We start from the raw sequence: 23,996 nt of genomic DNA on the forward strand, positions 1-23,996 counted from the left end.
GTGGCTCCCGTCAAAAGCGCCGTCGGCCCTGTTATCACCCCGGCGACCGATCTCACCACCAATATCGGCATCCATTCCCGCAAGAGCGTCGTGGCGGCGCATGCCCGCTCCGAGCGCGCCTGTCAGGAATTTGAGCGCCGTGCGCAGCTTCTGCGCGAGTGCCTGTGCAGCGAGGACTTTTTGGCCAACAAGGGCATAGGCAATGAGATCGGCTTCCACACTTTTTGCTATGACCCCGCGCTGGAGTTTGAGGCGCGTGCATTATTTGACACCCTTTCACGCGATGCCGAGGCCGACAAGCTTCCGTGCACGCTCAAGGTCGTGAACCTTTACGACGCCGTGCTGGCAATTCTCGAAAAGCGCCGTGTCCTCAAGGCTATCCCGCACCAAGAGGAGCGCCGCGGTACCCAGCGCGTGCTCGAGGACGTGGCCAAGTTCGCCTCGCCCGAGAAAGTCGCCGCGTACATCCTTGAGCAGACCGAGCCGCACGCGCCTGGAGACGTCGTTCTCCTCACCGGCGCGGGCGAGGTTTTCCCGTTCTTTCGCATACACACGCTTCTCCACTGCATGCTTGCGGATTTTGATGAGGTGCCTGTGGTCGCCGCCTATCCGGGCAGTTTCAACGGCTCTTCTTTCCAGCTCTTTAACCGTCTGCCGGCCGACAACTACTACCGCGCCATCGATATCTCGTAAGCACGGCTCCTCGCAGGCAAGTCCCTGCCGCCGGTAACAACCCTTTGCCATAACGTTCCCAAACCCAAAGGAGCACCCATGGACAACACGATCATTCGCGACCTCTTTGCTAAAGACATCAACCGCTCCATCAACGGCGTGGTCAAGGTCCAGGATTCAAAAGATGGGTCCATCCGCCAGGAGCTTGACGAGTACGTGGTGACGCGCGAGTTGCAGAGGCACTTTGCCACGTTCTTCAAGGCCTACGGCGATGCCATCGATGTGCCCACCGACAAGATCGGTGTGTGGATCAGTGGTTTCTTCGGTTCCGGTAAATCGCACTTCCTCAAGATGCTTAGCTACCTGCTCGAGAATCGCCAGATCGGCGGCAAGAGCGCCATCCGCTACTTTGACGGCAAGATCGTCGACCCCATGGTCGAGGCTGCCATGGAGCGCGCCTGCTCGGTGTCCACGCAGGCCATCCTCTTTAACATCGATAGCAAGGCGGGCCAGTGGAAGCAGGGCGATACGGCTCCCACGGCGCTGCTTCGCGGCTTTGAGCGCATGTTCTACGAGGCGCGCGGCTTCTACGGCGAGGACCTAAAGCTTGCAAAGCTCGAGGAACACATCGATTCCCTGGGCAAGACCCAGGAGTTCCGCGAGGCCTTTGAGCGCGTCAACGGCGAGTCCTGGCTCCAGACCCGCGACACCTACAGCTACTTTGAGGACGACGTCGTCGAGGTGCTGCAGAGCGTGCTCGGCATGAGCGAAAAGGCCGCATGGAACTGGCTTGAGGGTTCTGAGGACGAGGTTTTGGCCCCCGATGTCTTTGCCAAAAAGGTCAAGGACTACGTAGACGCTCAGGCAGCGGCCCACGGCGGCAACTACCGTTTGCTCTTTATGGTCGACGAGGTGGGTCAGTTTATTACAAACGACCGGGATCCAAGCCTTATGTTGAGTCTTCAGACCATCGTCGAGGAGCTGGGTGCCGCCTGCGGTGGCCGCGTGTGGGTGATGGTCACGAGCCAGGAGGCCATCGACAACCTGAGCCTGCCCGTGGGCAACGACTTTTCAAAGATCCAAGGCCGCTTCAATACCCGCCTTTCGCTCTCCAGCTCCAGCGTGGACGAGGTTATCCAGCGCCGTGTGCTCGAGAAGACCGCGCCGGCGGCCGATATGCTTGCACAGGTCTACGAGCAAGACGCCGCCGTCCTCAAAAACAACTTTACCTTCGAGGGTGGCTCGCGCTCCGACCTTGCCGGCTTCGCCAACTCCAAGGATTTTGTGGCCAGCTACCCGTTTGTGGGCTACCAGTTTAAGCTTCTGCCCGACGTGATGACCGAGGTACGCAAGCACGGTGTTAAGGCCAAGCACATGTCCACGGGCGAGCGCTCCATGCTGAGCGCGTTTCAGGAGAGCGCTCAGGCCATCCAGCATGACCAGACTGGTGCACTCGTGCCGTTCTGGCGCTTCTTCGACACAATCTCCAAGGATTTGGAGCACGGCATCATTCAGGTCGTCGTCTGTGCGGAGCGCGCGGCTGAAAACGCAGAGGGTCTTGAGAGCTACGATGTCCGGGTGCTTAAGCTCCTGTACTTGATCCGCTACATCGGCTACGTCAAGGCCACGGTCGAGAACATCTCCATCCTTATGATCGATAGCCTGGACGTGGACAAGCGCGCCCTTAAGGACCGCGTCAAGGAATCTCTCGCCCGCTTGGAGCGCGAGAGCTACGTGGCACGTCAGGGCGATACCTATAGCTTCCTCACCGACGAGGAGCAGGAGATAGCGCAGGAGATCGCACGCACCCCGATCGACAACGCGAAGGTGATTGAGTACATCAAGAAGCGCCTGTTCGAAAGCATCTACACGCGCGCAAACTCAACCGCGGGGCCAACGACTTTCCGTTTGACCGCTATGTGGACGGCTCAATCCACGGTACCAGCATGGGCGGCATGGAACTTTCCGTGGTGACCATGGCCAGCGATCTGGGTCGTTCGGACGATGCCGAGCTGGCATTGAAATCCGTGGATAAGGCCATCGTGGCCTTGAGCGACGAGGTGGATTATTGGGCCCCACTCGTCAACGCCGCTAAGATTCGCATGTACGCCCAGACGCGCAATCTGCAGGAGCTACCGCCGAGTACCCGCCAGATTGTCGAGGCCAAAATGCGCGAGAAGGACTTTAACGAGAAAGAGGCTGACGCCCTTTTGGCTGAGGCGGTGCTCCATGCACGATGCGCCGTCAACGGGCGCATGATTGAGATCCGTGCTGCCAAACCCGCTCAGGTCTTTGAGCAGGTGCTGGCGCAGCTGTGCGATGTGGTCTTTGAAAAGGCCGACTATATCGGCGCGCCGGCCACGAGCGATTCCGATATTCGCTCCACGCTGGCGGGCAACGTTCAAGTGGGGCTCGCTGGCATGGATGCAGGTAACACGCGTGCGCTCAAAGAGGTCGAGGACTACCTCAAAGTGCAGCACCAGCGCCACCTGGATACCGCTATGGGCGATATCCAGCGCCAGTACCAGCAAAGGCCCTTTGGCTGGCGCGAGGTCGACATCGCAAATGTGGTGGCGCAGCTTGTGGTGGAGCAGCGCGCGCAGGTGCTGTTTGGCGGTCAGACGGTTCAAGCTAACGACAGCCGCATGGTGGCGCTCCTGCGAAAGGATGCCGATAAGGCCCAGGTGCGCTTGCGCATGCGCATGAGCGACCGGTTGCTGCGCACCACGGGCGAACTCATGTGTGACCTGTTTGATCTCAAGACCGTGCCCTCCAACGAGGATAGGCTCGTGGTCGAGCTCAAGGAGCGCCTTGAGGACTTGCGCGAGTCGTGCCTCGCCATAGCACGCGACTACTATACGGGCATCAAACCGCTCTATCCGTATCCTGGCGAGGGCGAGTGCGAGAAGATGCGCTCTGAGGTCGTCGACGTTCTTAAGGACCAGAGCGAGTCCGAGGCGTTCTTGACCACGTTCACCAAGCATGAGGAGCGTTTGCTCGATGCCAAGGAAGACTTTGACAAGGTGGTTGAGTTCTTCGAGTCCAATCAACGAACAGCGTTTGACCACGCCAGGGATTTCTTGAACCGCACCGAGGGTATCGAGTATGCCTCCGATGACATTCCCGGTGCGGTGGAGAACGTGGCAACGGTTCGTGAGATCCTCAAAGATCCCAAGCCCTACGGCCGTATTAAAGACCTGCAGCCGCTTATGGATCCCGTCGAGGATGACATGAAAAAGCTGTTGGGCATCCGCCGCAATGAGTTTTTGTGTCGCATCGAGAGCGATCTGCAAGACCTGCGGGCGCAGGCCGAGAGTCAAAAGGGCTTTGTCAATCAGGCCAAGGATGCCATAGCAGACGCCGGCACTAAATACGAGTCGTTCAAAAACCGTGCTCACAGCGCTCAAAGTCTCAACGAACTGAGCGTTGTTGCAACTAACTGGGGCGACTGGCTCAGTGCGGCGGCCAACGCGATGTACGACGCTGTGGATGAGGCCCGCGTGCGTATGGACAACGAGCGCCGCACCACCGAGGTCATGAGTACGGGCGAGGTGGTCAAGAAGGTCTCCAACAAGGGTGCCGCACCGTCTGCTCCCGTGCCCGCGCCCAAGCCCCAGCGCAAGATCAAGACTGTGCGCCGCGCCGATCTGGCCAAGCCGAGTCGTCTCTTGTCCGCAGAGGACGTGGAGCGCTACGTGGACGAACTGCGCTCCCGCCTTATGCAGGCGCTCGCTGCAAACGACGAGATCCGTATCAACTAACCCGCGGAGCCACCGGTGCCAAAGCGCGCACCGGTGGCTTATGGCGTTTAGAAAGGCTCATCAACCATGAACGATTCTGCTCTTAAGAGCTTCTGCACCTGGGCCCGTACGGAGCTCATCAAAGGCGTGGAGGCGCAGATGGTGCGCTACGGCATCACCGAACCTGCACCCGCGCCCGTTGGGTCCGAGACCGTCAACGGCCTGCCCCTAAGTCCGGCTGAGATTGAGCAACGCGACGAACTGCTGCGCATGCAGGCGGAGGTGGGTCACGAGGCGCTGCGCGACCGTGCGGCCTACACCTGGTTCAACCGCATCGTGGCCATTCGCTTCATGGATGCATGCGGATGGCTTCCCAGCCGTATGCGCATGCTAAGTTGTGCGGACGGCAGCCATGGCAGCGAGGCCGTGGAGAACGCATTGGACGTGGAAATAACGACGGCCGATACCGATCGCATAGCCGAGCTCAAGATGGCGGGCTTGGATGAACCGTTGTGGCGCTACCTGTTTGTTGCTCAGTGCGAGGAGCTTGCCGATTGCCTGCCGGGCGTCTTTGAACGCGTGGGCGGAGCCATGGAGCTGCTGTTGCCCCAGGGCCTCATGATGGCTGACAGTGTGGTGGGCAAACTTAATGCCGTTCTCACTGACGAGGACTGGCGCGAGGGCGTGACCGTTCTGGGTTGGATGTATCAGTACTACAACGCTGACGTTAAAGACGAGTTCTTCAAGTCCAAGCGCAAGGCAGCGGCGGCGGACATCGCGCCCGCCACGCAGCTCTTCACCCCTGAGTGGATTGTGCGCTATATGGTCGAGAACTCGCTCGGCCGTCTGTGGATGCTCAACAATCCGGGGAGTTCGCTACGCGAGCGCATGGAGTATTACATCGAGCCCGATACTGAGCACGAGGACTTCATCCGCATTTCGAGTCCCGAGGAGATAACCCTCTGCGACCCCGCATGCGGCTCGGGCCATATCTTGGTCTATGCGTTTGAGCTGCTCTTCCATATGTACGAGGAGCGCGGCTATCGTGAGCGCGAGATTCCCGAGCTCATTCTTACTAAAAACCTTGCAGGTATGGAAATCGATTCCCGCGCGGCACAGATCGCGGAGCTGACGCTTGCCATGTGCGCCCGCGAGCACGACCGTCGCTTCTTTAGGCGTGGCGTTCGCGCCGACGTTACCGTGCTCTCGAGCATCCCGCTAGGGGAGGACGAGCTGCCGGGTAACAAGAAGCTCGCCGAGGAGCTGAGTCATTTGGGCGAGATCGGTTCGCTGCTCAATCCCTCAGAGGACGAGATCGACGAGCTCAAGGCTGCCGCCGCGAGTTGTTCCGATGACCTTTTTGCCGCTACGGCCAAAACTAAGCTCGAAAGCGCTGCCGCCATCTGCGAGAAGCTGTCCCGTCGTTTTACCTGCACCGTTGCGAATCCTCCGTATATGGGCAGCAGCAGCTTTAATCCATTCATGAGCAAGTGGGTCAAGAAGAACTACCCCGACGTGAAGAGCGACCTGTGCACGTGCTTCATCGAGCGCGGGTTCAGCCTTGCCAAGGACCGCGGTTACGCGGCCATGGTCACCATGCAGAGCTGGATGTTCCTGGGCAGCTTCGAGAAGATGCGCTCCTTGCTCATCGACGGCAAGACGATCGTCTCGATGGCGCACCTCGGCCCCCGCGCATTCGACGCCATCGGCGGCGAGGTCGTCAATGTGACCGCCGACGTCATCTACAACGGCCGCGCGGCATGCGGTGGCGCCTACGTTCGCCTCGTCGACATCAACGGCAGCGAGGCGAAGCGCCTCAAGCTGCTCGAGGCGATCGAAAACCTCGACTGCGGCTGGTTCTACCGCCGCGACGCCGACACCTTCAAGCAGATTCCCGGCACCCCCATAGCCTACTGGGCCAGCGACGGACTACTCTCTGCGATGGCTGATGGCGTTAAACTATCTTCGTTCGGAAGAACGTCTAAAGGAATTATCACTGGTAAAAATGATAAGTTCATTAGACTTTGGTGGGAGTGCGCCGTTGGGACTATCGGTTTTTCGTCATCATCTGTATCCGATTTATTTAGTGGCAGAAAATGGCACCCCTGCACAAAGGGAGGCTCTTATCGTAAATGGTTCGGTAATCTTGACTCTGTAATTGATTGGTCAAATAACGGTCACAGTGTGTTTGAGTCGGCCTCGCGTGAAGGAAACCATGCGCAAGATTATTCGGATGAACTGAAATTCAAGCCCGCCATTTCATGGTCGGCGATTACTTCGTCCATCCCTTCGTTTAGGTATGCGTCCAATTGTCTTTCAGAGCATGCCGGCATGTGCCTTTTTGTTCCTGAGGATAAAATCGGTTATATGTTGTCGCTGCTTAACTCCAGCGTTTCTAAAGAGTATTTTTCGTTAATCGCTCCAACTCTGAACGTTAACGCTGGTGATGTGGATAAATTTCCCGTCCTACTGAGTTGCTTCAATCTCGTAGACGGGTTATTTAAGGAAAGCAGAGGATTATCAAAAACCGACTGGGACTCGTTTGAAACCTCCTGGGATTTCAAACGTCATCCTCTCGTTTAGGAGTCCACATGTCGCAGAAGAAAAAGGCTAACAATAATAAATGTGCACATCCACCTCTTAAGAATGATGTGTCGTGGATAAAACAGGTTCATGAATCGTATAAGGACGATGTCTCTAAGAAAAAACTACGCATATATTTGCAAAGATTTGTATCCGAATCAGAAGCTATTGATGCTACGAGGCAGACCAATGGGTTTATTACTGATTTGAATATTTATACTACTGTTCAGGCAAATGCGTTTCTTGAACAGATGTGTTTCGACAGTGCCGTTAAAACAAGATGGGCATATACCCCTAATGACCTTGCAAAAGCGGCCCACGAAGCAGGTAACGATTCATCTGATTTTATTAAACGAGATTACGAGTTTGCCCTCATTTGCTTATCAACAGCGGCTTGTCTTAATAAAAGGATTGCTGGGCTATCAGAATTCAAGCCGGGCGCGAAGACCAAAACCGGCAGGAAAAGACAGAATAAAAGTTCATTTAGAAGACTTGACGCCGTTTTTAGGCATCTGAGGAATGCTCTCGCTCATGGTCAATATTTGCGAGTTGTTAAGCCCGATGGATCAGTGTGGTGGGCTTTACAGGACGCAAACGGTAAAGGAAACGTCACGGCAAGAATGCTGCTGAAAGAGGATACGCTTGATGCATGGGTGAATCTGCTCTCGCTAAGGGACAAGAGATATAGAGATAAAAGCCAGTAGTTAGAATAGGTGCGAAATTGCATCGCCTTAGTTCCTCAAGCTTCCTGTACAGCGGGGAGAGCGTTTTAGCGGTTTTTTGGATACTGCAATCCGTTTCTTCGCAGTGGTTTCCAACAGCAACGAAAGGATGGCCTACCATGGCCACTTTACTTCAAGAAAAATACGAGGCCCGCAAGGCCGAAGTCAACGAGCGGTTCGAGCAGCTCCGCGCTAACGAGGAGGAGCTCAACCGAATCTTTGCCAAGATCTACAACATGGAGGGTGAGGTGCCCATCGAGGTCGAGGATAAGTACGTTTCGGTGGCGCGCATCTTCGATACCGCCGACGAAATCCCCGAGAGCTATAAGGGCAACAAATACGTGCGCACTAAGCGCGACGAGATCACCTCGCTCATAAGCTATGCCGTGGGCTGCATGTTTGGCCGCTATTCGCTGGATGTGGACGGGCTGGTCCTGGCCGATCAGGGCGCCACAGTCGATGACTATCTGGCCAAGATGCCCAACTCTGATCATGTGACCTTTATGCCCGATAGCGATAACGTGCTGCCCATTACCGATGACGAGTACTTTGACGACGACATCGTGCGCTACTTTATCGACTTTGTGCGCACCGTGTATGGCGAGGAGACGCTTGAGCAGAACCTGGCCTTTATTGCCGAGGCACTCGGCGGCAAGGGTACCTCGCGCGAGGTAATCCGCACCTACTTTTTGAAGGACTTCTTTAAGGACCACTGCCAGACCTATAAGAAGCGCCCCATCTACTGGCTGTTCGACAGCGGCAAGAAGAACGGCTTCAAGTGCCTTGTTTACATGCATCGCTACCAGCCTGACCTGTTGGCTCGCATCCGCACCGACTATGTGCATGAGCAGCAGGAGCGCTACCGTGCCCAGATCGGGTATGCCAACGATGCCCTTGTCAGTGCCGAGCGCGGCGAGCGCGTGCGCTTGGATAAGCGCATCAAAAAGCTCAACGACCAGCTCAAAGAGACCATTGCCTACGAGGAGAAACTGCACCACTTGGCAGACCAGATGATTAAGATCGACCCGGATGACGGCGTCAAGGTCAACTACGCCAAGTTTCAGGATGTGCTGGCGAAGATTAAGTAACTGCAGATACGGTAAGGATATTCATGCCCAAGATCGATGTAGAAGAACAGCTCAAGCTGCGATTTTTGCAGCCGTTGTCCTCATGCGCGCCGCGCCGTGTGGTGGTTTGGCACGATGCGGACGGCGAGTTTGCTCCTGAGTTTGAGCGATTGGCTGCCGAGGGTTTCGACGGCGTAGGGGCCGATGCCGGCGTAATGCCTGCTCACGGTGACTTTGAGCGCCCGGTGCGCTTTGTTGAGGCCTGCGAGGGCCGTATGTTTGCCGTCAAGAAGCTCATCAACCGCGATGACCTTGCGAGCGATATCTTGCTGTATCGCCGTTGCCCGCGCGGCAGGCTTGAGGGTGATTGGCTTGCCGATGTTGAGCTGTATGCCGATCAGTTCCAGGCTGACTGTCTTTCGCTTTTGGCCGATCAGCTGGGCATCGAGAATATCGACGCCGTGCGCGAGAGCCTGCGCGAGCATAAGACGTTCTTTGATGCCAAGACCCGCTGCGCTAAGTTTGCCGCGTGTGTTCCGCATGCCTCGGGCTCATCCGATATCGAACTCGGCATCCTTACGGTGATTTTTGGCGGTAAAGAGCTTGGTGACGCGCGCCCCGCGTTTGTGCTGCGTGGCTGTATGACCATGCTGCTGCACGAGGGTCCCGAGGCGCTGGCCGAGTTGATGGACAAGTACTGCGTGCGCGATGTGCTCTCTGCCTTTATGCTTCGCTGCTATGGGTTTGAGGGACCGCTGCACGAGCGTGATTCACTGCTTATGCTTGCATCCCATGTGCTTCTTACGGCGGCATCCACCGCACTTCCCGAGGGAGCGCTCAAGGGGCTCGAAAACTATATGGCTCCCGCCTACGGCCCCTATTGCCTTGAGGCGGTGCGTACGTGGGACCAGGCCGCCGATGCCCGGGCATCGAGCGAGGACCTATTTGAGATTTGTCGTTTAGTTGAGGATGCCCGCGGGCTCTTTGCACGGTTCGAGACCCTGCCGATCGATGCGCTGGCTTCGCTTGATGTGTTCCCGTGCGTCAACGAGGTTGTGCTCTCGCAGCTGTTCTGCTCGTTTGCGCAAGGTGCAGACCGTGTTGAGGATGCGCGCGCCTTTGCTGCGCGCCGTTGCGACCTAAGCTGGTACCGTCGTGTCGAGAGCTACTTTGACCTGCTTGTCGCTGTGGCCGATATGTGCGCGTTTAGACAGACGCACGCGGGTGGGTTCCATCTGGCGCAACCCCAGCAGGTGTGGGATGCCTACACGTCCGATTGGTATGCCATGGACGTTGCCTATCGCCATATGTGCACCGCGTATCTGCGGGCGCGCTCCGTCGAGTGCGATGCACTCGAGGAACCTGCCCGCGCCGTGGCGGACTGGGCGGAGAATCTCTACAGCAACTGGTTCTTGGCGGATGCCAATGCCTGCTGGGCGGCTGCTGCGCAAGGGGAGTGGGCCGATTGCGGCTACATCGATGGTCCCGCACGGCAGGATGAGTTTTACTGGCATGTGCTACCCGCCTTTGTGGGTTCTGCCAAAACAACGGTCGTCATCGTGAGCGATGCGCTGCGCTATGAGGTTGCCCGCGACGTTGCGGCGCTGCTCGAGCGCGAACGCGGCGGCAACGTCAAGGTCTCTAGCATGCAGGCGGTCTTTCCCTCCATTACCGAGGTGGGCATGCCTGCACTGCTGCCGCACCAGGTGCTTGAGCTTGCAGAGGATGGCGCGTTTGTGTTGGCTGACGACATGCCCACTGCGACGACTCCGCAGCGCGAGGCCGTGCTTGCCCACGTTGAACCTACAGCCCGCGCTTTGCGCTCGAGCGCATACCTCAACATGGCGGGAACCGAGCGCAAGGCGATGCTCAAGGACTCAAGACTTGTCTACCTCTATCACAACAAGATTGATGCCACGGGCGAGAAGGCCGCTACGCAGGATGACGTCTTCGATGCCTGTACGGACACCGTAGAGGAGCTTGCCACGTTGGCGCGCCGCGTGTGCACCGACGCCCCGGGCGCGCGTGTTGTTATAACGGCGGATCACGGCTTTATCTACACGCGCCGGGAGCTCAGCGAGTGTCAGATGCTCGGCAAGCCAGATCTTCCCTTCCTTGACGCTCCCGTCATGCACGGCAAGCGTCATCTGGTGGTGCCCAACGAGGCCGTGGCCAAGCTTTCGGACGAGGCACGCGGGGTGTTTGTTAATGTTGACATGGGACGTTTGGGTGCCGGCTTTGAGGGGTTTGCCCCGCGCGAGAACGTGCACTTCAAGCGTCCCGGTGGTACTAACAACTACGTCCACGGCGGCATGAGCCTGCAGGAGCTTTGCGTGCCCGTTATCGGTTTTTGGCGTGCGCGCTCGGGTTCCAAGGACTTTGTCGACACGCGCGCGGCGACGTTGCGCGTGCTAAGTGAGGGGCGCCGGGTGACCAACTCGCTCTTCTCGCTCAACTTGATCCAGGAAGAACCAGCCCAAGGCAAGGTCTTGCCGTGCGAATACGAGCTGGTGTTTACCGATGCAAGCGGCAACGAGGTGAGCGATACGGTCAAGGCGCATGCTAACAAGACTTCTGTTAATTCGCAGGAGCGCGTAGTGCATGCCAAGTTTGCGCTGCGCGCGGCGGATGGATTCTCGGCAAAGGGTCCGTACTATCTGGTCTGCCGCGAGCGTGAGACGGGCAAGATCGTTTGGCGCGAGACGTATACCATTGCCGTTTCGTTTGCCCCTGTTGCTGACTTTGGTTTTTAGGAGTGTGCCCTATGTTTGATAGCCATGACGACGATCTGTGGGAAGTTCCCTCGATTGGTGTGAGCGTGCCAGTGGATGCTGCGGCGGTTGTGGAGGCTGCGGCGCCTGTGGAGGCCCCGGCGGCTGAGGCTGCTGCGCCTGCCCCGGAGCCGGTGATTGCTGCCGCGCCCGTGGGGGCTGCGGTGCCCGCCGAGGACGAATCCTCGACCGATGGCTATGACCGGGCTGCGGCCGAGGCCCCCGAGGACGACGGCTACGACATGGATGGCCTGGACGGCAAGCTGCTCGAGCACTTTGCTGGCAAGATTGTGCGCAAGGACCTGACGGCCCTTATGAAGCGCGGCGCCAACGTGCCCACCTTTGTGCTGGAGTACCTGCTGGGCATGTACTGCTCAACCGACGACGAGGATGCCGTGGCAGAGGGTTTGGACCGCATTCGCAGAATCCTCACCGATAACTACGTGCGTCCCGACGAGTCCGAGCGCATTAAGTCCAAGATTCGCGAGTTGGGCCGCTTTACCATCATCGATAAGGTGACGGCCAAGCTTGACGAGTACAAAGACATCTACGTGGCGTCGTTTGCCAACCTGACCATCGAGCCGTTTGTTATGCCTGCCGAGTACGTGCGCGACTATTCCAAGATTCTGCAGGGTGGCATTTGGTGCATTATGAGCATCGAGTATCGTCACCCCTTGGATGAGGAAGACGAGTTTGGCATGGAGGTCTTTGGCGACGATGCGCCGCGCCGCTCCAAGGCCAAGCGCAAAAAGCGCGGACCCGAGGACTCTCCGTTTAGCGTGGCGTCGCTCACGCCCATCCAGATGCCCAATCTGGACCTGGATGCCATGATCGACGAGCGCCAGTACTTTACGCGCGACGAGTGGCTCAATATGCTGCTGCGCTCGGCTGGCTACGAACCCAGTGAGCTTTCCGAGAAAGAGCGCCTGCACTTTATCGAGCGCATGGTGCCGCTCATCGAGCGCAACTACAACCTGTGCGAGCTGGGTCCCCGCGGCACCGGCAAGAGCCATATCTACAAAGAGGTCTCGCCCTACGCCATCTTGCTTTCGGGCGGCCAGACCACCACGGCCAACCTGTTCGGCCGCATGAACTCCATGCGCGCCGACCGCGTGGGCCTGGTGGGCCACTGGGACTGCGTGACGTTCGACGAGGTCGCCGGCATGCGCTTTAAGGACACCAATGCCGTGCAGATTATGAAGGACTACATGGCGAGTGGCAGCTACGCGCGCGGTCGCGACCAGATTAACGCCGATGCCTCTATGGTCTTTGAGGGCAACATCAACGACGCCGTGCAAAACGTCCTTAAGACCACGCACTTGTTTGATCCGTTCCCGCCGGAGTTTAACAACGATTCGGCCTTCTTCGACCGTATCCACTATTACCTGCCGGGCTGGGAGATTCCCAAGATGCGCTCGAGCCTGCTGACCGGGCATTATGGCCTGATCACCGACTGCCTGTCGGAGTTTTGCAAGGAGATGCGCCGCAAGGACTTTACGCACCATATCGACCGTTACTTCCGCTTTAACAGCGACTTTAACAAGCGTGACGAAATCGCCGTGCGCAAGACCTTTAGCGGCCTTGCCAAGCTGCTGTTCCCCGACGAGGCCATGGACAAGGACGACGTGCGCTGGCTGCTGGACTACGCCATCGAGGGCCGTCGCCGCGTAAAGGAACAGCTCAAGATTATGGCGGGCGTTGAGTTTATCGACGTCAACCTGGGCTATATGGATGCCGACAACCCGCAGGACGTGCACGTGGTGCGCGTGCCCGAGCAGAGCGAGGACACGCTGATTCCCGACGGGCCGCTGCTGTCCGGCCACGTGTTTGGCGTGGGCAGGTCGCAGGGCGGTGAGGTTGCCGTGTATAAGCTGGAGAACAAGGCCGTTGCCGGCGAGTGCAAGTTTAAGCACGAGGGCGTGGCCTTTAACAAGCCGGTGCGCGATACGCTGGAGGCCGCGTTCGACAACTTTGTGAACCTGGCGAACCGCGTGGCGCCGGGCATGCACATTGGCTCCAAGGATTATCTGCTGTTCTACAACGACCTGCAGAGCAAGGGCCTGTCCGAGGAAGTTTCGCTCGCCGAGTTTGTGGGCCTGTGCTCCGCGGCGTGCAACCGCCCGGTGATGCCCGCGTTGGCGATTCCGGGAATCTTGCGCATGTCGGGTTCCATGGACGAGATACGCGGGCTCGAGGACATTATGCGTGTGGCCAAAAACGCCGGTGCCAAGCGCGTGATTTTGCCGCTGAGCGCCATCGCGGGCCTACAGAGTGTTTCGTCCGAGATTATCTCGGGACTGAGCCCGGTGTTCTACATGGATGGCGACCCGGTCGACGCCGCGAAGAAGGCTCTGGATCTGTAGGGGTGCGGGCGTGCGGGGCGTCCGGTGTTCGGGCGCCCCGCGAGCATGTTGGTGCGTAGTGCGTGAGGAGGCCTGCCGTGGCAGACGAGCGTTCTGTTGGTGAGCTGCTCGACGAGCTGTTTGGCTTTGAGTCGGTGGCCAAGCGTCAGACGGCGCTTGAGCAGTACGATCGCGGGGAGTTGGTGCGCAAGGCGCGCTCCCGCGAGCTGCTGGGCGTGCTTAGGGGCGTCGAGGCTGCCGAGCACGCTGCGCGCAAGTCTGCCGTGCGGGCTGTTGACGGGTATGTTCGCCGTGTTGAGGGCGCTGCGCTTTCGCGCGCTCGCAAGCAGGCGGGCATTGTTGGCCCGCTGCGGATGGAGCGTCGCTATGCTGCCTTTTTGCGCATGGAGGACAAGGCCGAGCTGTTGGCCCGTTTGGAGCAGACGCTTGCGTTTATCGAGGTAAAGCTGCGTGCTAATACGGCGGACAGGGTTCGCGTAGCGTACGATGCCGCGGGGGCTATGGTGCTGCAGGGCGTGGCGCGCCTGAGTGACGTGCGCGTTGTGGATGCCGTGCCTTTGGACGCCGACCTGCTGTGTACGCAGCTGGAACAGTTGCGTTGTGCCGCCGATGCGACGGGCCTTGCGGGCATGATCACAGCGGCGTTTGAGTCCGAGCTGAGTGCGACGGGGTCGCAGGGTGCCGGCGGGTCTGCGAGCGATGCTGGTGACGTGGCGTTGGAGCGTGAACTTACCAACGTGCACGGCGCTGCGCAGCGAGCGCGCTTGGCGGCGCAGGCGTATCGGGCCGAGCGCGCCGCCCGCGTCGCGGGGAGCACGGTGGAGCCGGTATCGTTGCCCGAGTCTGCGTGCGTTGCGTGCGAGACGGCGTGCAATGCCGGGGAGCTTTCCGAGTTGCTCGCTCAGGTTAAGAAGTCGTTTGAGACCTACCGTCGTGTTGTTGCCGACGGCGGACTATTCTGCGCGTTTGGCTCTGGCTCGCCGCATGGGATTTGCCAGGGCAGTAGTTATTTCGACTATGATTCTAGGCTTGACGAAGATGTGTTGGTGGGCGAGTACGACGGCGCTACCAGGCATGATGTTCGGCGCGAGGTTCCGATTCCCGAGCTTGTTGATGAGGCTTCGGCCGAGGGCGGCGACTCGCTCGAGGTTGCCGTGACACGCATGCGTGAGTTTAACGGGCGTCGCTACGATGGTGTGCTGGATGAGGACCCCTCGCGCCATGTGAATGCGTTTTGGTATGGACTCAAAAAGCTCAGCCAGTATTGCGAGGCCGCCGTGCGTGTGGACGAGCGTGCCTGGGATTGCTTTATCGATAAGGTACAGTTCGCTTACGATGAGCCCGTGGGGCGCCTGGCCACGCGGATGGACGATAAGCAGGTGGCAGCTTTTGTTGCTGCCGTGGAATTGCTTGGCACTGATGAATAAGGGCTTGGTTTGGCGGGAGGTTTCACCATGAAAATCGAAGTCGATGTAGACCAGCTGCGCGAGAGCCTGCTCGGCCGCGCGGGGAGTGCAGCCGGCGTGGGCTTTCCGGCCGCCATGCTCGACGTAGTGGATATCGAGGACGAGTCGCCCCAAGAGCTCCTAGCCCGAGCCGAACGCGAAGGCCTCGACCTCCGAGACTTTGCCGTCGACGATGGCGCGGACGATGACTACGGCGCAGACGAGGACTGGTAGCCATAGCCATCCCTCAACCTTATCCCCTCAATAACTTGCGGTGAAATAGGGACTGTTTAGGCTGCCAGAAGGCCTATTCAGTCCCTATTTCACCGCAACTTATGGGTGGGGCCGCTACGACGCGAGCGTGGCAATGACGGCTTCGTCGCCGGCGTATATGAGGGTGCTGCCGTCGGGGATGATCGTCTGGCCGTCGCGTTTGAGCATCACGACGATAAAGGGATGCTTGCCTTGCGGCACGTCGCGCAGGCGCTGGCCGGCCAGGCGACCGTGGGGCGTCACGGTGACCTCGCGCAGCGTAACCTCGGCACGCTCTTCAAACGTCGGGGCAGCCATCACCAATAGGTCGCCTTCCTCAATCACGGTATCGCCATTGGGCAGCACCGGGTGCGCGCCATCGCGCAGCACCAGGACGACGAGCATGTCCGTGGCGCTGCCAATATCGGCGAGCGAGCGTCCGGAAAACGGATGGCCCGCGCCCACCTTGAACTTGACAAACGACATGCCGTCCTCGTCGCGGTAATCGTTAAACGTACGGCGCACGTCGCCTTCCGCGTCGATCATATTGAGCTTTTTCGCCACCGCCGGTAGCAGCGAGCCCTGCACCACAATGCTCGACACGGCAATCACAAATACCAGGTCAAACAGGTCGTGACCGCCAGGAACACCGGCCACCACGGTAAAGAGGCTAAACACGACCGAAGCCGCGCCGCGCAGACCCGCCCAGCTTACGAGCGCAACCTGGCGAGGGTTCGTCTTAAAGGGCGCTAGGAGCACGCCGACGGCGATGGGGCGGCTCACAAAGAGCATAAACGCCATGAGCGCCAGGCCCGGCAGCAGCATCTGCGGCAGGCGTGCGGGCGTTACGAGCAGGCCGAGCAAGAAGAAGATCGTCATCTCGGCCATCTCGGTGAGGGTATCGAAGAAGTGCGCCATCTCGACCTTGCCGGTGATGTCGCTCGCACCCAGCACAATGCCGGCCAGGTACACGGCCAAAAATCCGTTGCCGCCCAGGTAGCTCGGCAGCGCGTAGGCGACGATGGCCACGGCGAACAAAAAGATGGTCTGCGCACCTTCGGCCGTTGCATGTGCGCGTTCAATCAGGCGGCCCGCCGCCCAGCCGAGGGCAAGGCCCAGGCCCGCGCCCAGGATAATCTGCTTGGCCAGCAGTGCGGGAATGTTGATGTCGCCGCCGGTCGCGAGTGTGGCGAGCACGGCGGTGAGCATGTAGGCGACGGGGTCGTTGGAGCCCGATTCGACCTCGAGCAGCGAGTCGGTGCCACCTCTCAGCGACAGGCTGTGCTCACGCAGTACGCTAAAGACGCTCGCCGCGTCGGTGGATGCCACGACCGATCCCAGCAGCAGGCCACCGATCCAGTCGAACCCCAGCGCGAAGTGGGCGAACATGCCGGTGATGCCGGCAGTGATGACGACGCCGAGCGTGCTCAGCAGCACCGCCGGCGCAGCGACGGGCTTGGCGCGGTCGATATTGGTGTTAAAGCCGCCGTAGAACATGATGAACAGCAGCGCCGTGCTGCAGACGGTTTCGGTGAGTGCGTAGTCGCTAAAGTCGATATGCGTCGGGCCGTTGACGCCCAACAGCATGCCCAGCGCGATAAAGATGAGCAGGGTGGGGAAGGGGAGTTTTTTGCCAACGGGTTTGATGGTCAGGCACAAAATGATGACGAGGCCGATAAAGAGAAGGATCTGGTTCATGGATGGTGTCCGCTCCTGGGTGGTTGGCGTGGCACGGTCATTTGTCTGCGGTTATTTGTACCCAAAGATGGTGGGTTTATGGGGTTGGATTGCGGGCGTGCGCGATATCGTCATAGACGGCTGCCGTCTTTGCCTCTGCTCGGAAACCCTTTCCAGCTTTATTGCAACGGAGTACAATGAGTAACATTTAAGTTCAACTTGAAGTTTTAGTTGCGGCGTCGGGCTTCGGCCGCAATGCAAGGAGAGGCGTACCATGGCGATCTATGTGACATCTGATGCTCACGGGCACGTGCGTGCGCTTGACGAGGCTCTGTCTAAGATCTCGTTGACGTCCGACGACACGCTGTACGTGCTGGGCGACATGATCGATCGTGGGCCCGATCCGGTCGGCGTTATTAAGCTCGTACGCTCGCTGCCCAACGCCCGCGTGCTCAAGGGTAATCACGAGCAGATCATGCTCGATGCCATCATTGGTCAGGATCCGCTCGATGCCGAGACCTGGGATATCAACGGTGGCTGGACGACGCGCGAGCAGCTCAACGACATGGAATTTGAGGCATACGAGGAGCTCGTGCGATGGATGGCCGCGCTGCCGCTCTACGCGGTGGTCGAGACCGAGGAGCGCCCGTATCTGCTGGTACATGCTGGAATCGAGATGAAGGCGGCGCGCGCGTTTTTGCTTGAGCATGGTGTCGATTGTGCCGATGGCGTCGGAGCGGTGGGTGCTGATCGCGAGCTGCTGCAGCAGATGCTCGCAGTGCAGTCGTCCGATGACCTGCTGTGGATTCGTCACGGCTATTGGGATGTGCCGACCGGGCTGCTTTCTGCCGAGGGCAAGGGTCCGGTCGTGGTGAGCGGTCACACGCCAACGGTGTCGCTCGGGCGTTATTGCGAGGTCGGTGGTCTTGCGGGGCTCGACGAGGAGTCGGGCCGCGGGCAGATCGTGCGCCTGGGCGGCGAGGATGCCGCCGGTGTGCCCGATCGCATCGACATCGACTGCGCTGCCGCCACCGGCTCCGAGTTCGGTCGTGTGGGCATCCTGCGGCTCGATGATGGGGCGGAGTTCTACGCGAACATCAACCCGGGCGAATAATCGGTGCAAGGGGTAGCTAATTTGGGACGGGGCTTTTTTGACTACTTTCGGAGAGTAGCGCCTTCTTGCTCGGTAAGCGCTAGAAATGAGGAGCGTCTGCGTCCTCGACAGCGCGAAAATGCTCGAAAAACCGTCGCAACGGAGTCAAACGACGTCGCGGCGGTTCTTTTTTGGCTGCCCGCTGGCTAAGTGAGTAGGCTTTTTTGGAAATGCCGAGCACCCAACATATTTGCCTCAATAAAACCGCAGGTCACAGACTTGTGCTCTGTTGGTGTGGTCGGGGATTCGGTAAAAGTCTACTCACTTAGTTTTGCGTGATGAATATTGTCCGCAACGAGACCCCAGACGGGGTGATTCCATCGCAAATTCCGGTGACCGGGCAGCTAATTAGGCGCCGTACGGATTCCGGTCCCTCTCTATGCGTTGGCGGATGCGGCGGTACTCGATTATCAGCAGCACCAGGAGTAGGGCCATGATGGCTAGGTAGCTCGCCACAGCGCCCATCAGACCCAGCAGCTTAATCAGGATCACCGGCAGCACCACGCTTACGGCGAAGCAGATCAGGTAGATCTTGGTGACGTCTCCAGCGTGGCGTAGCACCGTGATGATGGCGTAGATAAAGTCGATGGCCGCGGTGACGCCGCCGGCGACGACCATCAGCAACGCCAGCGTACGGTAGCGCTCAAAGCTGAGGCCGTACATCAAGCTCATGAGGGGAATACCGGGACCTGCCATAAATGCGGCGCACACGCCGGTGATGACCACGATCAGCGCCATAACGGCAACAATAATCAGGTCAAAGCGATGACGCTTGCGAGGATTAGCCCAAATGCTCGACAAGCGCAGAAGCTGCGGTTTATAGATAAATCCAATGCTCAGCAAAATAGCCTGCGCCGGAAAGAACAGGGCATTAAAGTACAGCTGATATTTGTATGCCAGCGTGCCTTCCATCACAAACTTGGGCATGCTCTCAATTAGGTTGAACAGGAACAGTGCACCAAAGAGCGGGGCGCACTGGACAAACAGGTGGCCGACCTCGCGCAGGCTCACGCGGCGCGATTTTTCGGTCTCGAGCAGGGCGAGCGGCGCGGTGACCAGCACGAGCGAGGCGATCGCGGTGACACCCATGGCCATGGCCGCGATGGGCATGCTGCGCGTGAGGAACAGCGCCACGCTGAAGACCGCGATGACGCCGACGGAGCGTAGCGTTTGGCTCATTCCAGCCAAGTAGAGTTTGTCGGCCTGCTGCAGGCGGCCTTCGTACACGTCGGCGACGCCATCGATGACCTTATACAGGTAGACGCCCAGGCCGATCGTCGCCATCTGCGCATCATAGCCGCGGGCGCTGCTGTACATGAGGCCGCAGCCTAGGGCGAGCGCTCCACAAAGCCAGCGGTTGAGCTGGTAGGAGGCAAAGGACGTCTTTTCGTCGATGTCTGAGACCTGGAAATTGCGCACGCCGTAGTTGCACGCGATCATGATGAGCGTGCCGGTGACAAAGGCGATGGAGAATTTGCCTGCTTCTTCGGCGCCCACGAGCTGCGTAGACACGATGGTGAGCAACGGAAACGCCAGGCCCCACACGGCGGTGCCGAGGGTGTTCCAAAGATAGTCGCGGCTGGTGGCGTGCTCCTCGTATTCCGCTTCCTGCATGGAGAAGCCGCCGCCGTAGACGGCGCCGAGCAGACGGTTCCACCAAGCGTTGACCATGCGGCGGACGGGGCCGGGCTCCCGATCGCGTTCGCGCCGGCGACGTGTGGCTTGGCTGCTATCGGGTCCGCCGGCGTTGCGCTGGCTCAGCTCCTGGATGCGCGCGAGCTCTTCGGCCGTGTGGGAGGCGGGGAACAGGCCGTTCTCGATGCGGCCGCCCTGGGCCTTCGCGGCGCCGTCTTTCGATGCAGCGGGGTTGGAGATGCCGTTACGGCGGGCGATGGCGCGGCGAATGCTATCGAGGGGCGTGATGCTCAAAGCGGGGTCCTTTCTATTGCTGCGCTCTAGTATAGACACCTCGGTGTCCGCTCGTATTTTTGAACAGGTTGTTCGATAATTTCGGCGGCGCCATTCGGTAGTCGGCACTTAGGGACGTTCCTTATGTGCAGGCACTTTGGGAACGTCCCTAAGTGCCGGCATCCGGGGACACTCCTTGAATGTTGCCTGTTCAAGAGTGTCCCCAATGACTAGTCGTTTAAGAACGTCCCCAATGACTGGGCCGCTTGCCTGCGATTTTTGACCGTTGGGCGGGCTTGCCGCCCTTGCCGCAAAAACGTTTTTGCATATCGGGTACAACGGGCTTTACGTGAGTAAAGTGCGCGCCGCGTCCACGTGCCGCGTTTTTAAAGGAGGCCCCATGCCTGGTGTTACCCCTGCAGAAGTTCTGTCCAATTTTGGTATTACGCTGGTCGAAGATCCCGCCGAGAATCAACCCCGTCTGCTGGTCGATCTGCCCGCCGCGGAGCTCGTCGAGCACGCTATCCGCCGCGAAGAAGGCCGCATGGCATCCAACGGCGCGCTGGTGATCGAGACGGGGGAGCGTACCGGCCGTTCCCCCAATGACCGCTTTATCGTTGACACCCCCGATGTTCACGACAAGATTGCCTGGGGCGCGGTCAACCGCCCGCTGTCCGTCGAGAGCTATGAGGCCATCAAGGCCGGCATCGTCGACTATCTCAACGAGCGCGACGTGTTCGTCACCCGCGGCATGGCAGGTGCCGACCGCAACCACACGCGTCGACTGCTCGTTGCCTGCGAGCGTGCCAGCCAGGCACTTTTTATTAAGCAGATGCTCGCCCGCCCGCTCGCTCGCGAAATCGCGCGCACCGGCGAGCCCGACTTCTGCGTGCTCGCAGCGCCCGGTTACCAGTGCGACCCCGCCATCAAGGGCCTCAACTCCAGCGCCGCGGTGGTCATCAACTTCCAGGAACGCGTGATTCTGGTCGCCGGCACCGGCTACTCCGGCGAGATTAAAAAGTCGATCTTTAGCGTCATGAACTATCTGCTGCCCGTCGAGGACGACGTGCTGCCCATGCACTGCTCGGCCAGCATGGATCCCGTCACGCACGAGACCGCCGTGTTCTTTGGCCTGTCCGGCACCGGCAAGACCACGCTTTCGGCCAATCCCACGCGCCTGCTGATCGGCGACGACGAGCACGGTTGGTCCGACATGGGTATCTTCAACATCGAGGGTGGCTGCTACGCAAAATGCGAGGGCCTGGACGCCTTCCACGAGCCCGAGATCTTCAACGCCGTCCGTTTTGGCGCCATTTGCGAAAACGTGGTGCTCGACGAGAACCGCAAGCCCAACTACGACGACATCTCGATCACGCACAACACGCGCGTGGCCTATCCCGTGGAGCACATTCCTAACGCGTGGACTAAGGGCATGGGCACCACTCCGAGTGTCGTGCTGTTCCTGACTTGCGACGCTTTTGGCGTGCTGCCACCCATCTCACGTCTGACGGCCGATGCCGCCATGTACCACTTTGTGACGGGCTTTACGGCTAAGATTCCCGGCACCGAGGTCGGCGTCACCGAGCCCACGTCCACGTTCTCCTCGCTGTTTGGCGAGCCGTTTATGCCGCTCGACCCCATGGTCTATGCCAAGATGCTCGGCGAGCGTATCGCCGACGGTCGTACGCGCGTGTACCTGGTCAACACCGGCTGGATTGGCGGCGGTTATGGTGTGGGCCATCGCATCGAGCTTGCCTACACGCGCGCCCTGGTGGCCCGCGCCCTCGACGGTACCATCGAGGACAGCGAGTTCTTGCACGACGACATCTTTAACGTCGACATTCCCACGACGTGCCACGGCGTGCCCGATGGCATCCTGGTGCCGCGCCAATACTGGCAGAGCACCGCGCGCTATGACGAGGCCGCGCACAACCTGGCGGTGATGTTCGAGGAGAACTTCGAGAAGAAGTACTCGCACCTGCCCGAGTCCGTCAAAGCCGCCGGCCCGCACGCCCAAGTACACGCCGACGCTCGTCATCGCGGCCGCGGGCTGCTGGGACTTCGCCACTAGCTTCGCCGTGAGTCCATATCCACCACAAAGGGGACAGGCGCCTTTATGGTGGTTTTGCTCGCGTGGATGACTCGGGTTACAATACGCTTGACATATCGTCCCCTTCTCCGGATGGGGACAGCGTAAGCGCTCTTGTGGCGGCACCGTAGGACTTTGAAGGTGGCCGCTGTGAGGGCGCTTTTTGTTTAGGCGCCCTCGCTCGGGCGTACGCTATGAAGGGAGAGCATATGAAGAGTTTCGTTGCCGAGGATTCGTTTTGGGAGCTGTTTCCGCAGGCGGCGGTCGGCGTCGTAGTCGTAAAGGGCATGAAGCCCGCGGCCCAGATTCCCCAGGAGGACGTGGATGCGATCGCCACGTTGCTCAATCGCGCCAATATCGATGCGGAGCGTCACCTGACAAGCGATACCATCAGCGAGAACGCGCCGGTTAAGGCATGGCGCGAGGCGTATCGCCTGTTCAAGACCAAGAAGGGCGCGCGTTGCTCAGTTGAGAACCTGCTCAAGCGCGTGCTCAAAGGCAAGCCGGTCGGCCACATCACACCGGCGGTGGATATCTACAACACGATTTCGTTGACTTATGCGCTGCCCGTTGGCGGCGAGGACCTGTATGCGATTGAGGGAGATCTTCGCTTGAAGGTGACCGATGGTGGCGATGCGTTCTTGCCGCTTGGCGAGGAGGCGGACGATCCGACGCTGCCCGGCGAGCTCGCCTACATCGACGATGCGGGCGCTGTGTGCCGCTGCTGGAACTGGCGCGACGGCGTTCGCACGGCGCTGTCCGATGATTCGGCCGATGCGTTCCTGGCGATTGAGTGCGTGGAGCCCGAGCGGATGGGGGATTGCCAGGCCGCGATCGATCGCTTAGCCGAGCTGCTCGAGCGCTATCTGGGAGCGACGGTTGTCGTTAAGACGCTTGTGACCCGCGACAATCCCTGCGTGGAGCTGTAGCGACGCCTGCGGATCATGTTCGCCGGTCAAAACCACCACAAAGGTGCCTGTCCCCTTTGTGGTGGTTTTTATGTTGATGGGTTAACAAATGGGGTATTTGGGTACGGGTGTCGCCTTATGCGACTAAGATGTTTACCCGTAAGCATTATGCAAGCGAAAGGCGGTCGTCTCCCATGCAGCAGAACGACGAGACACGTTTCGAGGACTTTGTCGGACTGATCAGCGGGCTCTACAAGGAGATTCAGCGCATTAAGACATCCGAGGGCGCAAGGCTGGGCCTCAAGGGCTCCGACGTTATGTGCCTTTACTATCTTGAGCGCAGCAAGGACGGCCTGACTGGCGCTGACCTGGCTCGCATGGCAGGCGTGACCCGCGCCGCCGTCTCGCGTACGCTCGCGCATCTGGAGGAGGGCGGCTACGTCGAGGTCGACGATTCGGGCGATGCCGCCGTTAAGTATCGTGCTCCGGTGCGCCTGACCGCTCTGGGCGGCGAGAGCATGAGCGAAGCGGACCGCATCATTCGCGAGGTGCTCGATACCACCGGTAAGGCTATGGGTGTGGAGCAGCGCGAGCAGATGTATGCGTCGCTGCGCACGATTCTCAACACCCTGCGCGAGCTGTAGGG

17 protein-coding genes are annotated in these 23,996 nt (G+C 59.5%); 15 read left to right on the forward strand and 2 right to left on the reverse strand.

Annotated elements, in window-relative coordinates; translation table 11 throughout:
- The 10 genes from ABG996_RS07635 (at position 1) to ABG996_RS07680 (ending at position 15,597) form a co-directional block, all read left to right on the forward strand.
- Positions 1-693, forward strand: a complete 693-nt coding sequence (locus tag ABG996_RS07635; RefSeq protein WP_347479830.1) for a DUF1788 domain-containing protein — start codon at positions 1-3, stop codon at positions 691-693.
- Positions 694-771: 78 nt separating this feature from the next.
- Entirely contained in the window at positions 772-2,646 is a 1,875-nt protein-coding gene (gene brxC / locus ABG996_RS07640; protein ID WP_347479831.1) for a BREX system P-loop protein BrxC, read from the forward strand.
- Positions 2,619-4,433: a hypothetical protein gene (locus tag ABG996_RS07645; RefSeq protein ID WP_347479832.1), complete on the forward strand. Its 1,815-nt coding sequence runs from the start codon at positions 2,619-2,621 to the stop codon at positions 4,431-4,433. Before brxC ends, ABG996_RS07645 begins: the two co-directional genes overlap by 28 nt.
- A 66-nt stretch (positions 4,434-4,499) precedes the next feature.
- Positions 4,500-6,995 carry a BREX-1 system adenine-specific DNA-methyltransferase PglX gene (pglX, locus tag ABG996_RS07650; RefSeq protein WP_347483982.1) on the forward strand — a complete coding sequence of 832 codons (2,496 nt, stop codon included), beginning with the start codon at positions 4,500-4,502 and terminating at the stop codon, positions 6,993-6,995.
- Between the two features lie 8 nt (positions 6,996-7,003).
- A complete protein-coding gene (locus ABG996_RS07655; RefSeq protein WP_347479682.1) occupies positions 7,004-7,699 on the forward strand; it encodes a hypothetical protein in 696 nt (231 codons plus the stop codon).
- A 137-nt stretch (positions 7,700-7,836) separates the two neighbouring features.
- The gene (locus ABG996_RS07660; RefSeq protein WP_347479683.1) at positions 7,837-8,805 is read left to right on the forward strand and encodes a BREX-1 system adenine-specific DNA-methyltransferase PglX; all 969 of its coding nucleotides are present in this window, start codon (positions 7,837-7,839) and stop codon (positions 8,803-8,805) included.
- A 23-nt stretch (positions 8,806-8,828) separates the two neighbouring features.
- Positions 8,829-11,537, forward strand: coding sequence for a BREX-1 system phosphatase PglZ type A (gene pglZ / locus ABG996_RS07665; protein ID WP_347479684.1), 2,709 nt, complete (start codon positions 8,829-8,831; stop codon positions 11,535-11,537).
- Between the two features lie 11 nt (positions 11,538-11,548).
- Entirely contained in the window at positions 11,549-13,918 is a 2,370-nt protein-coding gene (gene brxL, locus ABG996_RS07670; protein ID WP_347479685.1) for a protease Lon-related BREX system protein BrxL, read from the forward strand.
- A 77-nt stretch (positions 13,919-13,995) separates the two neighbouring features.
- Positions 13,996-15,345, forward strand: a complete 1,350-nt coding sequence (locus ABG996_RS07675) for a hypothetical protein (protein WP_347479686.1) — start codon at positions 13,996-13,998, stop codon at positions 15,343-15,345.
- A gap of 27 nt (positions 15,346-15,372) precedes the next feature.
- Positions 15,373-15,597 carry a hypothetical protein gene (locus ABG996_RS07680; protein ID WP_347479687.1) on the forward strand — a complete coding sequence of 75 codons (225 nt, stop codon included), beginning with the start codon at positions 15,373-15,375 and terminating at the stop codon, positions 15,595-15,597.
- Between the two features lie 114 nt (positions 15,598-15,711).
- Here ABG996_RS07680 and ABG996_RS07685 read toward each other — a convergent pair whose 3' ends face one another.
- Complete coding sequence (locus ABG996_RS07685) at positions 15,712-17,313, reverse strand: potassium/proton antiporter (RefSeq protein WP_347479688.1); 1,602 nt, start codon at positions 17,311-17,313, stop codon at positions 15,712-15,714.
- On the opposite strand from ABG996_RS07685, the gene ABG996_RS07690 reads away from it, so the two are divergent.
- Both ABG996_RS07690 and ABG996_RS07695 read left to right on the forward strand, forming a co-directional pair.
- On the forward strand, positions 17,312-17,497 hold the full coding sequence (locus ABG996_RS07690; RefSeq protein ID WP_347479689.1) for a hypothetical protein: 186 nt from the start codon (positions 17,312-17,314) through the stop codon (positions 17,495-17,497). The two genes, ABG996_RS07685 and ABG996_RS07690, sit on opposite strands and share 2 nt — an antisense overlap.
- A 69-nt stretch (positions 17,498-17,566) precedes the next feature.
- Positions 17,567-18,406, forward strand: coding sequence for a metallophosphoesterase family protein (locus ABG996_RS07695; protein ID WP_347479690.1), 840 nt, complete (start codon positions 17,567-17,569; stop codon positions 18,404-18,406).
- 387 nt (positions 18,407-18,793) lie between these two features.
- Here the strand turns inward: ABG996_RS07695 and ABG996_RS07700 are convergent, their stop codons facing one another.
- Positions 18,794-20,374, reverse strand: a complete 1,581-nt coding sequence (locus tag ABG996_RS07700) for a lipopolysaccharide biosynthesis protein (protein ID WP_347479691.1) — start codon at positions 20,372-20,374, stop codon at positions 18,794-18,796.
- A gap of 379 nt (positions 20,375-20,753) precedes the next feature.
- On the opposite strand from ABG996_RS07700, the gene pckA reads away from it, so the two are divergent.
- The 3 genes from pckA (at position 20,754) to ABG996_RS07715 (ending at position 23,994) form a co-directional block, all read left to right on the forward strand.
- Positions 20,754-22,424 carry a phosphoenolpyruvate carboxykinase (ATP) gene (gene pckA, locus ABG996_RS07705; RefSeq protein WP_347479692.1) on the forward strand — a complete coding sequence of 557 codons (1,671 nt, stop codon included), beginning with the start codon at positions 20,754-20,756 and terminating at the stop codon, positions 22,422-22,424.
- Positions 22,425-22,651: 227 nt separating this feature from the next.
- Entirely contained in the window at positions 22,652-23,371 is a 720-nt protein-coding gene (locus tag ABG996_RS07710) for a B3/B4 domain-containing protein (protein ID WP_347479693.1), read from the forward strand.
- Positions 23,372-23,544: 173 nt separating this feature from the next.
- Positions 23,545-23,994, forward strand: coding sequence for a MarR family winged helix-turn-helix transcriptional regulator (locus tag ABG996_RS07715; RefSeq protein WP_035137250.1), 450 nt, complete (start codon positions 23,545-23,547; stop codon positions 23,992-23,994).
- The last annotated feature ends 2 nt before the right edge of the window (positions 23,995-23,996 follow it).

This window comes from Collinsella aerofaciens (genome assembly GCF_039836695.1).
In the GTDB taxonomy this organism is placed as follows: Bacteria; Actinomycetota; Coriobacteriia; order Coriobacteriales; family Coriobacteriaceae; genus Collinsella; species Collinsella aerofaciens_BD.

Bases quoted from the DNA above. Each gene is read 5' to 3' on its own strand.
- brxC (WP_347479831.1), top strand. From the start codon at position 772: ATGGACAACACGATCATTCGCGACCTCTTTGCTAAAGACATCAACCGC.
- ABG996_RS07645 (WP_347479832.1), top strand. From the start codon at position 2,619: ATGGGCGGCATGGAACTTTCCGTGGTGACCATGGCCAGCGATCTGGGT.
- pglX (WP_347483982.1), top strand. From the start codon at position 4,500: ATGAACGATTCTGCTCTTAAGAGCTTCTGCACCTGGGCCCGTACGGAG.
- ABG996_RS07655 (WP_347479682.1), top strand. From the start codon at position 7,004: ATGTCGCAGAAGAAAAAGGCTAACAATAATAAATGTGCACATCCACCT.
- ABG996_RS07660 (WP_347479683.1), top strand. From the start codon at position 7,837: ATGGCCACTTTACTTCAAGAAAAATACGAGGCCCGCAAGGCCGAAGTC.
- pglZ (WP_347479684.1), top strand. From the start codon at position 8,829: ATGCCCAAGATCGATGTAGAAGAACAGCTCAAGCTGCGATTTTTGCAG.
- brxL (WP_347479685.1), top strand. From the start codon at position 11,549: ATGTTTGATAGCCATGACGACGATCTGTGGGAAGTTCCCTCGATTGGT.
- ABG996_RS07680 (WP_347479687.1), top strand. From the start codon at position 15,373: ATGAAAATCGAAGTCGATGTAGACCAGCTGCGCGAGAGCCTGCTCGGC.
- ABG996_RS07690 (WP_347479689.1), top strand. From the start codon at position 17,312: ATGGATGGTGTCCGCTCCTGGGTGGTTGGCGTGGCACGGTCATTTGTC.
- ABG996_RS07685 (WP_347479688.1), bottom strand. From the start codon at position 17,313: ATGAACCAGATCCTTCTCTTTATCGGCCTCGTCATCATTTTGTGCCTG.
- ABG996_RS07695 (WP_347479690.1), top strand. From the start codon at position 17,567: ATGGCGATCTATGTGACATCTGATGCTCACGGGCACGTGCGTGCGCTT.
- pckA (WP_347479692.1), top strand. From the start codon at position 20,754: ATGCCTGGTGTTACCCCTGCAGAAGTTCTGTCCAATTTTGGTATTACG.
- ABG996_RS07710 (WP_347479693.1), top strand. From the start codon at position 22,652: ATGAAGAGTTTCGTTGCCGAGGATTCGTTTTGGGAGCTGTTTCCGCAG.
- ABG996_RS07715 (WP_035137250.1), top strand. From the start codon at position 23,545: ATGCAGCAGAACGACGAGACACGTTTCGAGGACTTTGTCGGACTGATC.